At 33.5% G+C, this 14,158-nt stretch carries 15 protein-coding genes; 7 read left to right on the top strand and 8 right to left on the bottom strand.

The window, feature by feature from the left end:
* Positions 1-368: 368 nt before the first annotated feature.
* Both AC3WQX_RS00385 and pta read right to left on the bottom strand, forming a co-directional pair.
* Positions 369-1,208 carry a lipoate--protein ligase family protein gene (locus tag AC3WQX_RS00385; RefSeq protein ID WP_023350745.1) on the bottom strand — a complete coding sequence of 280 codons (840 nt, stop codon included), beginning with the start codon at positions 1,206-1,208 and terminating at the stop codon, positions 369-371.
* The gene (gene pta, locus AC3WQX_RS00380) at positions 1,208-2,197 is read right to left on the bottom strand and encodes a phosphate acetyltransferase (protein WP_002452520.1); all 990 of its coding nucleotides are present in this window, start codon (positions 2,195-2,197) and stop codon (positions 1,208-1,210) included. The genes AC3WQX_RS00385 and pta overlap by 1 nt, the downstream gene beginning before the upstream one ends.
* Positions 2,198-2,369: 172 nt before the next feature.
* On the opposite strand from pta, the gene hemQ reads away from it, so the two are divergent.
* The 3 genes from hemQ to AC3WQX_RS00365 all read left to right on the top strand — a co-directional run bounded on the left by hemQ (position 2,370) and on the right by AC3WQX_RS00365 (position 4,782).
* Entirely contained in the window at positions 2,370-3,119 is a 750-nt protein-coding gene (gene hemQ / locus AC3WQX_RS00375) for a hydrogen peroxide-dependent heme synthase (RefSeq protein ID WP_023350746.1), read from the top strand.
* A gap of 431 nt (positions 3,120-3,550) precedes the next feature.
* Positions 3,551-4,315, top strand: a complete 765-nt coding sequence (locus AC3WQX_RS00370; protein WP_023350747.1) for a threonine/serine exporter family protein — start codon at positions 3,551-3,553, stop codon at positions 4,313-4,315.
* Positions 4,316-4,329: 14 nt separating this feature from the next.
* Positions 4,330-4,782, top strand: coding sequence for a threonine/serine exporter family protein (locus AC3WQX_RS00365; protein WP_002433140.1), 453 nt, complete (start codon positions 4,330-4,332; stop codon positions 4,780-4,782).
* Between the two features lie 108 nt (positions 4,783-4,890).
* On the opposite strand, the gene AC3WQX_RS00360 is transcribed toward AC3WQX_RS00365, so the two are convergent.
* From AC3WQX_RS00360 to AC3WQX_RS00345, 4 genes are all read right to left on the bottom strand, one after another.
* The gene (locus AC3WQX_RS00360; RefSeq protein ID WP_002452516.1) at positions 4,891-6,363 is read right to left on the bottom strand and encodes an APC family permease; all 1,473 of its coding nucleotides are present in this window, start codon (positions 6,361-6,363) and stop codon (positions 4,891-4,893) included.
* A 113-nt stretch (positions 6,364-6,476) separates the two neighbouring features.
* Entirely contained in the window at positions 6,477-6,845 is a 369-nt protein-coding gene (locus AC3WQX_RS00355; protein ID WP_087671639.1) for a DUF423 domain-containing protein, read from the bottom strand.
* Between the two features lie 24 nt (positions 6,846-6,869).
* Positions 6,870-7,232, bottom strand: a complete 363-nt coding sequence (locus AC3WQX_RS00350; protein ID WP_002433511.1) for a DUF5327 family protein — start codon at positions 7,230-7,232, stop codon at positions 6,870-6,872.
* Between the two features lie 11 nt (positions 7,233-7,243).
* Positions 7,244-7,894 (bottom strand): uracil-DNA glycosylase, encoded by a 651-nt coding sequence (locus tag AC3WQX_RS00345; protein ID WP_002433321.1) that lies wholly within the window; start codon positions 7,892-7,894, stop codon positions 7,244-7,246.
* A gap of 168 nt (positions 7,895-8,062) precedes the next feature.
* Between AC3WQX_RS00345 and AC3WQX_RS00340 the strand changes: the two genes are divergently transcribed.
* The 4 genes from AC3WQX_RS00340 to vraX all read left to right on the top strand — a co-directional run bounded on the left by AC3WQX_RS00340 (position 8,063) and on the right by vraX (position 11,915).
* Positions 8,063-9,046, top strand: coding sequence for a choloylglycine hydrolase family protein (locus AC3WQX_RS00340; RefSeq protein WP_023350750.1), 984 nt, complete (start codon positions 8,063-8,065; stop codon positions 9,044-9,046).
* A gap of 107 nt (positions 9,047-9,153) precedes the next feature.
* Complete coding sequence (gene thiD, locus AC3WQX_RS00335) at positions 9,154-9,984, top strand: bifunctional hydroxymethylpyrimidine kinase/phosphomethylpyrimidine kinase (RefSeq protein ID WP_023350751.1); 831 nt, start codon at positions 9,154-9,156, stop codon at positions 9,982-9,984.
* 371 nt (positions 9,985-10,355) lie between these two features.
* Entirely contained in the window at positions 10,356-11,507 is a 1,152-nt protein-coding gene (locus AC3WQX_RS00330) for an FAD-dependent oxidoreductase (RefSeq protein WP_023350752.1), read from the top strand.
* A gap of 237 nt (positions 11,508-11,744) precedes the next feature.
* Positions 11,745-11,915 carry a C1q-binding complement inhibitor VraX gene (gene vraX, locus AC3WQX_RS00325; protein WP_016898722.1) on the top strand — a complete coding sequence of 57 codons (171 nt, stop codon included), beginning with the start codon at positions 11,745-11,747 and terminating at the stop codon, positions 11,913-11,915.
* Between the two features lie 379 nt (positions 11,916-12,294).
* Here the strand turns inward: vraX and AC3WQX_RS00320 are convergent, their stop codons facing one another.
* On the bottom strand, positions 12,295-13,707 hold the full coding sequence (locus AC3WQX_RS00320) for an MFS transporter (RefSeq protein WP_023350754.1): 1,413 nt from the start codon (positions 13,705-13,707) through the stop codon (positions 12,295-12,297).
* Positions 13,708-13,897: 190 nt separating this feature from the next.
* Complete coding sequence (locus AC3WQX_RS00315; RefSeq protein ID WP_002432996.1) at positions 13,898-14,158, bottom strand: hypothetical protein; 261 nt, start codon at positions 14,156-14,158, stop codon at positions 13,898-13,900.

Below are 14,158 nucleotides of genomic sequence, written 5' to 3'. Positions count from 1 at the left end.
ACTGTTTAACGATGCAATATTTTAATATCAGTATTTTTTAACTACAAAAGAGTATAATAACTCTTTTCTTGATAACTAACAATACTTTAATAGTATAAAACTCTTAAATAGAGTTATCAAAATTATGAATTATATTTACCTTTAACTTCGATTATGTAAACATTTAATAAATTTTAACTAAAGTTTTCTAAAATTTTCCACCTTACATATGATACTACAAAAAGACCTGGGAATATATATCTATAACTAATGATATAAGAATTTATTCTTTATTTGATAATACAAGTAGAGAAGGTCTACAAATCGAGTTTTTTGTAGACCTTCTCCTATTTACTTACTCATCTATTTAAAATATTCTTACGCACGCTTTACAAATCTAATTTTTGATGCATTTTTGCATTTCGTTCGATCATTTTTTCAAAATAACCTTCATATCGTTGCCATTCATCTTCAGTAACTGGATCCATATTTAATTGAGCACCTAAATCTTTCAGTGCATATAAAAGTAAAAACATTACATCTTGAACTTTAATGTCTTTATTGAGTAACGTCTCTAATGAAGCCATAGATTCGGGATCAATATTAGGGAAACGAAACTTGGTTGTTTCTCCTTTGAGTGCGTGTTGATAAAAGTCTCTCATCATAGCAGCACGCTTAGAACCCGATCCTTCTACACAAAGATAGATTTGAACCGCTATACCTCCACGTACACGTCTTTGAGAAATACCAGCAAATTTCTTGCCATCAATACTTAAATCGAATTTACCAGGACAATAAGATTGTTCAATTTCATGTGTGTGAATATCTACATCTTCGTCTTCAAACATCTTACATATCAATAGATACATTACTGTAAAAGCTTCATCTATAGTTGTTTCAGTTTGTCCTTTAAATATTAAAGAAATATTAAGCACACCTTGGTCCAATACTACGCCAAGTCCACCTGAATTTCTCACAATGGCATTATAACCTACTTCATTTGTTAAATAACGTATGCCATCACTTAAAAATGGAAGTCTTGAATCGTGTATACCAAGGATAACTGTATGTTGGTGAATCCAAGTTCTTACTACATTACATGATAAGTCTTTCCCAACACTTTCAGAGAATGTATCGTCAAATGCAAAGGATTGCATGGGTTCCAGACCCGTTGAATGATCCACATAACGCCACGGTATTTGGTTAAAATATTTACTTGATAAATCCATTATTGTAGTGATTGAGCTGCAGTAATAATAGATAAGTTATAAACATCTTCAGTTGAGCATCCACGTGATAAGTCATTAACAGGCGAATTTAGACCTTGAAGAACAGGACCAACTGCATCATAACCACCTAAACGTTGTGCAATTTTATAGCCAATGTTACCTGCTTCAAGACTTGGGAAGATAAACACATTAGCGTCTCCTTGAATTTTAGCGCCAGGCGCTTTTTTCTCAGCTACACTAGGGACAATCGCAGCATCAAATTGGAATTCCCCATCAATCACAACATTTTCAATATTATCAGATTGAACTTTTTCTTGAGCTAATTTTAATGCTTCTTGAACTTTAGTCACGTCGTCTGATTTAGCAGAGCCCTTTGTAGAGAAGCTTAACATTGCTACTTTTGGTTCCATACCAAAGCTTAGTGCAGACTTAGCACTTTCTACAGCAATTTCAGCTAATCCTTGAGCATCTAATTCAGGGTTGATGGCACAGTCGCCGAAGATATATTGCTCGTCATCTTTAATCATAAAGAAGATACCAGAAGTCTTAGATACACCTGGTTTAGTTTTAATAATTTGTAATGCTGGACGTACTGTATCGCCAGTTGAATGTGCAGCACCGCTTACTAAACCTGCGGCTTTACCAGTGTAAACAAGCATTGTACCGAAATAATTAACATTATCTAACATTTCTTCAGCTTGTTCTTTAGTCGCTTTACCTTTTCTACGCTCTACAAATTCATCTACTAATTCAGGTTTTAAATCACTTGATGAAGGATCAATAATTTCAATATTAGTTAAATTGAGAGATTTTTCTTCTGCTAAAGATTTAATTTTTTCCTCATTACCTAACACGATGGGTGAAACATAATCACTCTCTTGTAATTGCGTTGCTGCCGTTAAAACTCTTTCGTCTTCCCCTTCAGGTAATACAATTTTTACATTTTTTCCAGATAATTTTTCTTGTAATACATTTAATAAATCAGCCATAATGTCCTCCTCAATTCACATTCATAATAACGTTTACATTTCAAATTATACGTCATTTTGTAGTAGAATTCCATTTCACTCAATTGTAAACATTTACTTAGGAGTTCCTAGTTTGTTTATGATAAAATTTAACGTGAATTGATTAAGAATTTGAAGATAAGGAGCGATAACTATGAGTGAAGCAGCCGAAACTTTAGATGGTTGGTATAGTTTACATTTGTTTTATGCAATGGATTGGACTACATTTCGTTTAGTTCCAGAAGACGAGCGTGAGGCAATGATTTCTGAATTAAAATCATTTGTTGAAGATAAATCTAAAGCAAGAGAGTCACACACAGGTGATCAAGCAATTTATAATATTACAGGCCAAAAAGCAGACCTACTATTATGGTTCTTACGTCCTGAAATGAAAGACTTAAATAAAATTGAAAATGATTTTAATAAATTACGTATTGCGGACTACTTAATTCCTACTTATTCTTACGTTTCAGTGATTGAATTAAGTAATTACTTAGCCGGCAAATCTGACGAAGACCCGTATGAAAATCCACATGTAAAAGCTAGATTGTATCCTGAACTTCCTCATTCTGAATACATCTGCTTCTATCCTATGGATAAACGTCGTAATGAAACTTATAACTGGTATATGTTACCTATAGAAGAACGTAAGAATTTAATGTATAACCACGGCATGATTGGACGTAAATATGCCGGTAAAATCAAACAATTTATCACTGGTTCTGTTGGTTTTGACGATTTTGAATGGGGTGTGACATTATTCTCAGACGATGTATTACAATTTAAGAAAATTGTATACGAAATGCGTTTTGACGAAACTACAGCGCGTTATGGCGATTTTGGTAGTTTCTATGTAGGTCATATCTTAAATACAGACGATTTCAATGAATTCTTTAATATTTAATTTTTGACTGCAGAAAGCTATGAAGATATTTCTTCATAGCTTTTTTATATACTTAAAAATAGAAAAAGCACACTTCGGAGAACTCGAAGTGTGCCTTCCTAGTAGTATCCTTGGGAGAACTTTAATCACTACTACGTATTAAGTTAACTTCAGAGAATATACAGTCGCTACCCAATATATTCTTTGTAATCGTTAACTAATATTATTTTAACCATTTTGAAACATTTGAAACACGATAAAATTAAAAATATACACTTTTACCGAATAATTTCATGATAGGTTTAAAATTGAACTTATTTAAATAATTTAATTATATTTTAGTTTAACTTTTCACATTTGCGAATAGGGTTAAAGTTTATGTATGTGGTCTTTTTTAATCACATCTACTATAATAATATTAAATTCAAAATATTTTAAAAATTGGTGATGTAATGACTATTGAATCAAATGAAACAGCTCATGAAAGTCTAATTAAAGATGTAGTCATGTTAGCTGCCCGAATATTATTAGAATCTGGCGCTGAGGGTACTAGAGTCGAAGACACAATGACTCGCATCGCTAGAAAGTTAGGTTATTCAGAAAGTAATAGCTTTGTAACGAATACTGTTATTCAATTTACGTTACATAATGAATCATATCAGCGTTTATATAGAATTAAATCACGTGATACAAATCTTATAAAAATTTCTCAAGCTAATGAAATCTCAAGACAAATTACTAATGGCACAATTGACCTAGAAGAAGCTAAGAAAAAATTAGAACATATTTATATAGCTAAGAGGGACAGTAGTCTTCCCTTCAAAGGTATAGCTGCAGCAATTATCGCAATGAGTTTTCTTTATTTACAAGGAGGACGTCTCATTGATGTGATTACAGCGATTTTAGCTGGGAGTTTTGGTTATCTAGTAGTTGAAATACTTGATCGCAAATTACATGCACAATTTATACCAGAATTTTTAGGTTCATTAGTGATTGGTATTATTGCAGTCATTGGACATTCGCTTGTACCAAGTGGCGATTTAGCAACAATCATCATCGCAGCAGTCATGCCGATTGTACCAGGAGTATTAATTACTAATGCGATTCAAGATTTATTTGGTGGGCATATGTTGATGTTTACTACTAAATCTTTAGAGGCGTTAGTGACTTCATTCGGTATTGGTGCAGGCGTTAGCTCAATTTTAATTTTAGTTTAGGAGGCATGTAGAAAATGTTTTGGATATTGAATTTTGTATTTAGTTTTCTCGCCTCACTCTTCTTCTGTGTCATATTTGATGCGCCTAGGAAATTGTATCTATCATGTGGATTTGTTGGTGCATGTGGTTGGATGGTCTATATTCTATTCTTTGATGGGTTACAAGTTCACACTATCTATTCAAGTTTCTTTGGAAGTTTAGCATTAGGTTTATTAAGCCACTACATGGCACGCCATATGAAAGAACCAGTCATTATCTTTATGGTTACTGGTATTATTCCTTTAGTTCCAGGTGGACTTGCTTACGATGCTACTAAAAATTTAGTATTACTGCATTTCAGCAGAGCAATTAATACGATGCTTGAAGTAACATTGATTGCAGGAGCAATTGCTTTAGGCTTATTGTTTGCTGACCAAATCTCTAAAATAGTTATCTCAGGCTTTGATCGTACACGAAAAAAATTATAATTCCATATATATAGAATAAGCTCAAAGATGATTTTATTAACGTAAATCATCTTTGAGCTTTCTTTATTTCAAAACTATATTAAAGAAACATTTTTTGTATTAATTAAATTATTTCTTAGGTTCATCAACCATGTCTTCGACTTCATTTTCAGAACGGTTAAGAATTAAACGACTTAATTCGTCATTATCCATCTTCTTAAGCTTAGGATAGCGGATAAAGAAGAAGATAAGACCTATCACTAGCCAAATTGCTAAAGCAATGTAAGAAGGTCCTGGCAATGATGCAGGCGATCCTGGAATTAAGAGTAATCCTAAGAAGATAAATGATACGATTGAACCAATAATCGCAAACGTCTTATAAATAGGCGCGTATGTGTTGCTTTGTTTATCATAACTAAATAGTTTTGCTGCTGATAAACAAGTAATGAAGTATGCAATAGAGACACCTGTTGACGACATGTTAACAATCCAATTTAATGCATTACGTCCTAACCAAGGCGCTACTAGTGCTACACCCACTAAGAAGATTATAGCAACATATGGTGTTTTATATTTACTATGCAATTTACTAAATACTGTAGGCATAATACCAGAACGTCCCATAGAGAATAAAAGACGACTTGAACTCATTAAGAAACCGTTGAGTCCTGTAAAGATACCCATTGCGATAGCAATAGCTAATACACCAAGACCGATGTAACCAAATGCTCCTTGCGTAACTGCACCTGTTAACCATAAGTTACCGTTGAGACTTTTAGAATGTGTGCCTAACCATCCAGTATAAAGTAACATGACAACATAAGTTAGTGCTGCTGCTAGTAAGCTATAAACAATTAATTTAAATGTTTTATTTGGTGCGAAATTAAATTCTTCTGCGGTTTGCGGAATGTTATCGAAACCTACATAAGCCCATGGTGCGATAGCCACAATCATGATAATAGATCTAAACCAACCTTTATCTGAATTAGCTAAAGGTTGTAAATTACTTAAGTCAAAGTTACTACCAAAGAATGAACCAAAGAACATAAGTAAGACAACGACAACCATTGCAATACAGAAATAATATTGAAGTGATCCAGATACACTCGCACCTCTAATTGAGATAATCATAAAGACTAATAATAGTACTGTTGCAATGATAATCTCCGTTATGTAGACATCCCAACCTGCAACTGTATATAACTTTCCATTATTTAAAACATTGGGTAATAGAAACTTAACTAATAAACTAAACGCTGTAGCATTTAGTGCTACGACGCAGACATAGCCAAATGTTAAAAACCAAGATGAAAAGAAACTTACATATCTACCGAAACTTAAGAAACTAAAAGCAAATGCTCCCCCTGAAACCGGGAATTTCTCAACTAACGCTCCATAACTAACGGCGATTAAAATCATTAATAACGCACCAATGACGATGCCTATAGAGGATGCAATAGGTCCTGATTGTTTAATCCAATCCCCTGGTAAAATAAAAGCACCCCAACCGATACATGAGCCGTAAGCAATTGCCCATACGAACTTTTCAGAAAGGTTTTGCTTAAGGTCACCTCTATCTACTTTATTATTTTTATTTTCCATAAATAAAACTCACCTCGAAGGTATTCTATACCCGATTCGGTGAGTTTTTAAATATCAAGTATACTATTTTCTTTAGAATTTTAAGCTTAAAAATGTTTGTTAGTTATGAGTATTTAGCCTGCATATTTAAATGTAGCGATAATTAACATTAACCAACCTGCTATAAATAACACGCCGCCAATTGGTGTAATAGCACCTAAAATTCGAATTTGTGTAAGTGCTAAGATATATAAAGAACCGCTGAAGAAGACGATCCCGAAGAAAAGTAACCAACCTGCCCAATTAACATTAATAGCAGTAGTACCGCTAATTACTCCAATAATTAATAGTCCGAGACCATGATACATTTGATACATTGTCGCTTTTTCCCAAACAGACATGTATTTTTCAGATAATTTGTTTTCTAAACCATGTGCACCAAAAGCGCCTGTACCGACAGCCATCATCGTATTGAGTGCACCTAGAATTATAAAAAATTTCATCATTTCAATTGTGCTCCTTTATGTTTAAAAGTCGAAAATAGACTCGCCATTTCCTATATTGTCATCTGTAGTCATTAAATTTGAATGAGACGTATGTTCATTTTTCATTGATTGAGGTACTTTACCTCCCATTGCTTCAATTTCAGCAGCTGACACTTGATTTTTATTATGATTTGATTGATTCGATTCTTTGCGTTGCGAAGATAAAACTTGAGCATTGGATGCCTCATGCCTATCTTGAACCGAAGTTTGATTATCACTAGAAGTGTATAGAGAAGTTAATGTATGTATAGCATACATATGCTTTTCAAATTCAGCCTCAGTCTGAGCTTCATCCGCTTGCACTAATTCTTGTTCAATCAAATGTATCATTTTATCATTGCGCATCATATATCACCTTAACCTTCGCACCAATTAATAGGGTCTTTTCCTTTAGCTTTTAGATATTCATTCGTTCTTGAATAAGGCTTAGAACCAAAGAAACCTCTAAAAGCAGATAATGGACTAGGATGAGGAGATTTTATAACTAAATGTTTAGATGTATCAATGAGTTTCTCTTTTTGTTGAGCAGGTTTGCCCCATAATATAAAAACAACATTTTCACGATGTTTAGAAACCGCTTCAATCACTTCATCAGTAAATGTTTCCCATCCGATATCTCTATGTGAATGTGCTTCTCCTTGTCTCACTGTCAGCACAGTATTTAATAAAAGCACACCTTCTCTAGCCCAATCTTGTAAATGTGGTGATACCCTATGACAACCAATATCATCTTCTAGTTCTTGGTACATATTTCGCAATGAAGGTGGAAATTTAGCATTAGGTTGCACTGAAAATGCTAAACCATGTGCTTGGTTAGGTCCATGGTATGGATCTTGCCCCAGTATAACTACCTTTATATTGTCAAACGGTGTTAAATCAAATGCTTGGTAAATATTCTTTCTATCTGGGTACACAATTTTAGTTGTATATTCTTTTTCTAGAAAATCGTGCATCTCCTGAAAGTCATGTTTTGACGTTATATCATGAAAAACTTCTGACCATTTCATCGCATTCACCTCTCGACATATTTTAACATATTCAATGATAAGAAGTTATGAAGATTAAATTGCCGCTCCATAAATGTAAACCTATAATGTTACAAGGTTTACAATATAAATGTTTTTGGCTATAGTACTACTAAATCAATTTATATCAGAAGTTTGGAGCGTAGACATATGTGTACTGGTTTTTCATTTTTCACAAAATCAAAACATCATTATTTAGCTAGAACAATGGATTTCGCATTCGAATTTAACGGCATACCTACTGTGGTACCTCGCCACTATCAGTATCAATTTGACTTAGAATCAGAATTACGACTTCAATACGGTTTCGTAGGCACTAATTTAAAAGTCGGAAGATATCGCTTTGGTGATGGCATCAATGAACATGGAGTGGCAATTTCAAACCATTATTTCACTGGTGAAGCTTCATATAGCAACCATAGACGGTATGGCTATTTCAATTTAGCACCTGAAGAATTTATAGTGTGGGTGCTTGGCTTCGTTAAAAGTATAGAAGAACTCAAACAAAAAGTGAAAAACATCAACATTATGAATGAAAAAAATACTACATTAAATATAGTTCCACCCCTGCATTTTATAATCACTGATGCGTCAGGACATACAGTTGCAGTGGAACCCCATAACGGACTACTTATCGTTAAAGACAACCACGTTAAGGTATTAACCAACGCACCTAAACTTGAGTGGCATATTCAAAATTTAAGAAATTATGCTTTCCTTCAACCTGAGAAATCAACAAATCAGCTTGTTGGCAAAGTATTAGTGCGTTCCATGGGATGTGAAGCTGGCACTAATGGTCTACCAGGTGGCTATACATCTACAGAACGATTCGTGCGTGCCACTTATTTAAGACATCATTTATCATCTTCTCATAATGAAGATATCAACCTTATGAATTGTTTTAAAATCCTAGACTCTGTCAGTATACCGCAAGGAGCTGTGCTAGATGCTGGAGAAACACATTACACACAATATCAATTAGTTATGGATAGTAAAGATAAAGCTTATTACATTAAGCCATACTTTAGTAATCAACTTTTCAAAGTTCAATTAAATGAAGAATTACTATCAAAGGACGATATGACATTTCTTCCTATTAACAATGAATTACATATTTCTCAATTAAATGCGTAATATATTCATACGGTCCTTCATTTTCGAAAAGCTATAAACATTTAGCTTACCCGATAAACGTGGTATGATTAAGGATATATTAGAACTTAACGGGAGTGAATAAAATTATGGCTTTAAAGAAAGTATTAACAATTGCAGGGTCTGATACGAGTGCGGGAGCTGGTATGCAAGCAGACCTTAAAACATTCCAAGAATTAGATACGTATGGAATGGTGGCTTTGACATCTATCGTTACGATGGATAAAGAAACGTGGTCTCATGATGTAACACCTCTAGATATGAATGTCTTTGAAAAGCAACTTGAAACTGCAATTTCTATTGGCCTTGATGCAATCAAGACGGGTATGTTAGGTACTCAAGAAATTATTAAACGTGCAGGCGAAGTTTATGAAGAATCAGGTGCAGATTACTTCGTCGTAGACCCAGTCATGGTTTGTAAAGGTGAAGACGAAGTACTTAACCCAGGAAATACTGACGCAATGATTAAATATTTACTACCTAAAGCAACAGTAGTAACGCCAAACTTATTTGAAGCTGGCCAACTTTCAGGTTTAGGAAAATTAACTTCAATCGAAGATATGAAAAAAGCTGCTCAAATCATTTATGATGTAGGTACACCTCACGTGATTATCAAAGGTGGTAAAGCGCTAGATCAAGATAAATCTTATGATTTATACTACGATGGCGATAAATTCTATCAGTTAACAACAGATATGTTCCAACAAAGTTATAACCACGGTGCAGGTTGTACGTTCGCAGCTGCGACAACTGCTTACCTAGCTAACGGCAAATCTCCAAGAGAAGCAGTCATCGCTGCTAAAGCTTTCGTAGCATCTGCAATCAAAAACGGTTGGAAAATGAATGAATTTGTAGGACCTGTTGATCATGGTGCATATCATCGCATCGAACACATCGAAGTCGAAGTAACAGAAGTTTAAAGAAATACTGCATTGATTTCTAATATAAGAATTCATTCTATATAGTTTTCTAAGATGGCTAGAATAGACAAAAGCTTGATATAAACACAGTTCAAATTCAGTCATCTAATTCAAAAATGTTAGAAGCATTTGAGAAATGAAATGATGTTTAGCTTCATTTAATTTAAAGCTTTTAATCACTTTTTATTGATTAATAAGGTGATTGAAAGCTTTTTATTTTTCTATATTGAAAATTTTTTTGTGTATATTCCACCTTTATCACAAGTTTTAGAATCTTCACTCTAAAAATATTAAAACGAATATGTTTAAAACAACCTTTACTGTAGTAAACAATGGTAAATGAAACCTTTTAAAAAGGAGGAAATTATAACATGAATATTGAAGATCAAAACGTGGGGATGACTGAACCTATTACAATCATTGGCGGAGGCATCGGAGGTTTGACACTTGCCAGAGTATTGTATGTCAATGGTATACCATCTAAGGTTTATGAAATTGATACATCTCCAAATGCACGTACGCAAGGTGGTCAACTTGATATACATGAACATAATGGGCAAGTTGCACTTAAAAAAGCTCATCTGATGGATGAATTTCACTCTATTATTCATGAAGGCGCAGACGCAGCACGTATATTTAATTCTAATGGGGAATTACTTCACGATGCGCCTACTGACGAAAATAATGGTAGACCTGAAGTTTTACGTGGAGATTTAAGACAAATTTTAATTGATTCATTACCTAACGAAACAATAGAGTGGAATAAAAAAGTGGATCGTGTAGAAGAATTGGAAAAAGGACAATACCAAGTGTTCTTTAGAGATGATACATCTTTAACTACTAGCAAATTAGTAGGTGCAGACGGCGCATGGTCTAAAGTACGTAAAGTTTTAACTGATATTACACCTCATTATACTGGTTACACATTTATAGAAACATACCTTCATGACGTTGATAACCAATATCCTGAAACTGCAAAAGTTGTAGGACAAGGCCAAATGTTTGCATTATCTCCAGGAAAAGGTATCGTAGCACATCGTGAATATGGGGGTATTATTCATACTTATGTACAGATGCAATGCTCTTCAGAGTGGATTGACAACATTGATTTCTCAAATAAAAAGGAAGCGGCACAAACCATAGCTAATGAATTTAAAGGTTGGCCTAATGAAATTACTGCATTGATTACGGAAGCTGAATCCTCAATTACTCCAAGAAAAATTAATGCATTGCCTGATGAACATCGTTGGCAAAGACGACAAGGCGTTACTTTAATCGGAGATGCGGCTCATTTAATGGCTCCTTCAGGTGAAGGCGCAAACTTAGCTATGTTAGATGCCGCGGAATTAGCAGAAAGCATTGCAAAAATGAATGGAGATTTAAATAGCGTTATTAAAGATTATGAAGAAACCATGTTCCCTAGAAGCGAAGAAGAAGCTAGAGAATCACATGAATTATTGGATATATGTCTAGGTGAGGACAGTCCACATCGTCTAGTTGAACTCTTTAAAGGTAATATTTAATAAATATGTAAATGAAACTGGCTTAATTTAAGTGTAAGCCAGTTTTTTAGATCATCATTGAAATTAAAATATTTTGTTGAATGAGGTTTCAAATACTTCTCTAAATTTCTAGGCATAAAGTCTGAGACATCTCTCCGATGTTCGTAGTATTCAAAGTTGATACCATAGCCCCATGTATTTTTAAAGAAACTCATTTACTATATAGAGTGTAGAGAGACAAAGGAGGAATCGAACAACATGATTATCTACAGGCAAAATATAGAGAACGGAGTACCTATTTACGAAATCATAACTAAAACTTTCAAGACTATTACAGTAAAATGTGATGAAACTTTCAGTGAATTCGAAATCTATAAATTGCTCTCTCTACTAGAAAATGACGTAGACACAATGAAAATGAGTTACTAAACCGTGTCGATGTTATTTTCACATCCAAACAAGACAGTGCACAAAATCCAATTGAGAATTTGAGAATTAGAATTTATGTTCTAATTATTCCCTAACATAATGTGTTTTTTAAAGTTTTCTGTCCCCTAAACTATTAACTTTAAAAGCCATTCAATCATCCCTAAAAATACTCACCTTAAAATGTATAAAACGCTAATGTTAGCCAAAATTGTCCCCTTTTGTAGCTCGGAGAGAACCTTTGAGCGTTGCTAACATTAGCGTTTATTTTTTCTAATTAAAAGAACGTCTAGAGAATAAAAAAATAGCAGTAAAATGATTTCTAATTGAGATCATTTTACTGCTATTACTTTAATGAAAGTTATGTTCTAAGTTTTTATATTTAGAAGTTTTCTTTTTCTTTTCTCTCTTTAACCCACCATAAAGCTTTTTTAGGGTTTTCTTCATAGTATTTTCTATCTTCTTCATTATCAACATTTGGATAAGAACCTTTAAGTGACTTACTTGCTGTACTTGCATGAAATAAAGTAATAACTAAGAATCCAATTAAACTAATTGCAGTTAAATAATATGCTGGAGCTAAAGCATTTCCAGTTGTTTCTACTAACCATGATGCAATTAAAGGCGTAGTACCACCAAATAAAGAAACAGATACGTTAAATGTTACTGATAATGTACGATATCTGATATGTGTATAGAACATTGTTGGTAAAGATCCTGGCATTGTTGCTTCATATGTTGAAAGGAAGAATCCTAATATGAAGACACCGATAATTATTAATGGTAATGATTTAGTACTTAGTAAACTGTATGCGACAATACTTAATAAAGTAAGTCCTCCTGTACCAATCAAGAATACCTTTTTCTCACCAATTTTATCGGCCATTTTACCAAACATTAGTGCTAATGGAATCATAACTGCCATTACACATGTAATAAGTACACTTGTAGTCGTAGCATCCAGTTTAACAATTTGACCAAGATACGTTGGTAGATAAGCTGTTACAGAATAGTTCGTTACATTAAAGAATACTACCGCTACGAAGCAAACGAGAATATCTTTATAATAATATCGAATAATAGTGAAGAACCCTATGTTATCTCTTTGAGGAGTGGAAGCTACATCATTTTCATAAACAGGAGACTCTTCAAGTCTACGACGTAAATAAAGACCAAATAATCCAAGGAATAAACCTAGAATAAATGGAATTCTCCAACCCCATGCTTGCATTTGATCATGAGTTAAGAAGAAACTTAATAATGCAATCATAATTGAAGCCGCAATATAACCTGAAAGTGTACCAATTTCAAGGCCACTACCTAAACTATTACGACGTTTATCCGGTGATGATTCAGCAACGTAAGTCATTGCACCTGCGTATTCCCCACCTGTAGAAAAGCCTTGTAGCACCCTAGCAAGTAATAACAGTATTGGCGCCCATATTCCTATTGTATTGTAATTGGGTAGTAATCCAATAGTAAGTGTAGATAATGCCATTAAAATAATTGTTGTAGTTAATACAACTTTACGTCCATATTTGTCACCGATGATACCAAACACGATACCACCAATAGGTCTTAATAAGAACGCGATTGCTAATGCTGCAAATGTAAAAATTTGTTGGATTTGAGGATTATGTACTGGAGAGAAGAAATTCGCTCCTATGTATGCAGTTGTATAAGCATAAACCCCAAAGTCAAACCATTCCATGGCGTTACCAATACCGGTAGCTACAACGGTTTTTTTCGCTTCTTGACCGTCTACCACGTTAATATGATTTTTGTTGAACTTCATTACAATAACACTCCCTTGTGATATGTTACATAATTATACGTAGTTAAACTTTAATGTCAAATTAATTCAGTTTACATAATTTTCAATTTTTTAAGTTTATTCATTTTACAGATATTTAAATTTAACATTTGAAATTGCTTCCATTAATTATTGGCAACGAAAATAAAAAAACTAAAAAATAATTTTTCATCTAATTTTTTAATACCATTAGTTTTACCCCGTATAAATCATCCGAAACTTTTATAATTGTTTCGTCTTCAACAAAAAATCGTATATCGTCATGTATATCAATAGGTTTAAGGTATTTTATTTTATAATTCTCCCATTGTATATTGAGTTCTTCGAAGGCGATTTCACATACTAATTGACCTGGAACGATGTCATTGTGTATTGGATTCATATCATTCACTAATACTAAGTATTCTTTAATAATCTCGATTGAAATCTTCAT

Source organism: Staphylococcus sp. FW104-15G4D, from assembly GCF_058790135.1.
Note: the sequence above shows the minus strand (reverse complement) of the source record. Positions and strands in the feature narration are given on the sequence as shown.

What these genes read in the sequence shown, in the direction of transcription:
- AC3WQX_RS00385 (WP_023350745.1), bottom strand. Translation starts at nt 1,208, where the DNA reads ATGGATTTATCAAGTAAATATTTTAACCAAATACCGTGGCGTTATGTG.
- pta (WP_002452520.1), bottom strand. Translation starts at nt 2,197, where the DNA reads ATGGCTGATTTATTAAATGTATTACAAGAAAAATTATCTGGAAAAAAT.
- hemQ (WP_023350746.1), top strand. Translation starts at nt 2,370, where the DNA reads ATGAGTGAAGCAGCCGAAACTTTAGATGGTTGGTATAGTTTACATTTG.
- AC3WQX_RS00370 (WP_023350747.1), top strand. Translation starts at nt 3,551, where the DNA reads ATGACTATTGAATCAAATGAAACAGCTCATGAAAGTCTAATTAAAGAT.
- AC3WQX_RS00365 (WP_002433140.1), top strand. Translation starts at nt 4,330, where the DNA reads ATGTTTTGGATATTGAATTTTGTATTTAGTTTTCTCGCCTCACTCTTC.
- AC3WQX_RS00360 (WP_002452516.1), bottom strand. Translation starts at nt 6,363, where the DNA reads ATGGAAAATAAAAATAATAAAGTAGATAGAGGTGACCTTAAGCAAAAC.
- AC3WQX_RS00355 (WP_087671639.1), bottom strand. Translation starts at nt 6,845, where the DNA reads ATGAAATTTTTTATAATTCTAGGTGCACTCAATACGATGATGGCTGTC.
- AC3WQX_RS00350 (WP_002433511.1), bottom strand. Translation starts at nt 7,232, where the DNA reads ATGCGCAATGATAAAATGATACATTTGATTGAACAAGAATTAGTGCAA.
- AC3WQX_RS00345 (WP_002433321.1), bottom strand. Translation starts at nt 7,894, where the DNA reads ATGAAATGGTCAGAAGTTTTTCATGATATAACGTCAAAACATGACTTT.
- AC3WQX_RS00340 (WP_023350750.1), top strand. Translation starts at nt 8,063, where the DNA reads ATGTGTACTGGTTTTTCATTTTTCACAAAATCAAAACATCATTATTTA.
- thiD (WP_023350751.1), top strand. Translation starts at nt 9,154, where the DNA reads ATGGCTTTAAAGAAAGTATTAACAATTGCAGGGTCTGATACGAGTGCG.
- AC3WQX_RS00330 (WP_023350752.1), top strand. Translation starts at nt 10,356, where the DNA reads ATGAATATTGAAGATCAAAACGTGGGGATGACTGAACCTATTACAATC.
- vraX (WP_016898722.1), top strand. Translation starts at nt 11,745, where the DNA reads ATGATTATCTACAGGCAAAATATAGAGAACGGAGTACCTATTTACGAA.
- AC3WQX_RS00320 (WP_023350754.1), bottom strand. Translation starts at nt 13,707, where the DNA reads ATGAAGTTCAACAAAAATCATATTAACGTGGTAGACGGTCAAGAAGCG.
- AC3WQX_RS00315 (WP_002432996.1), bottom strand. Translation starts at nt 14,158, where the DNA reads ATGAAGATTTCAATCGAGATTATTAAAGAATACTTAGTATTAGTGAAT.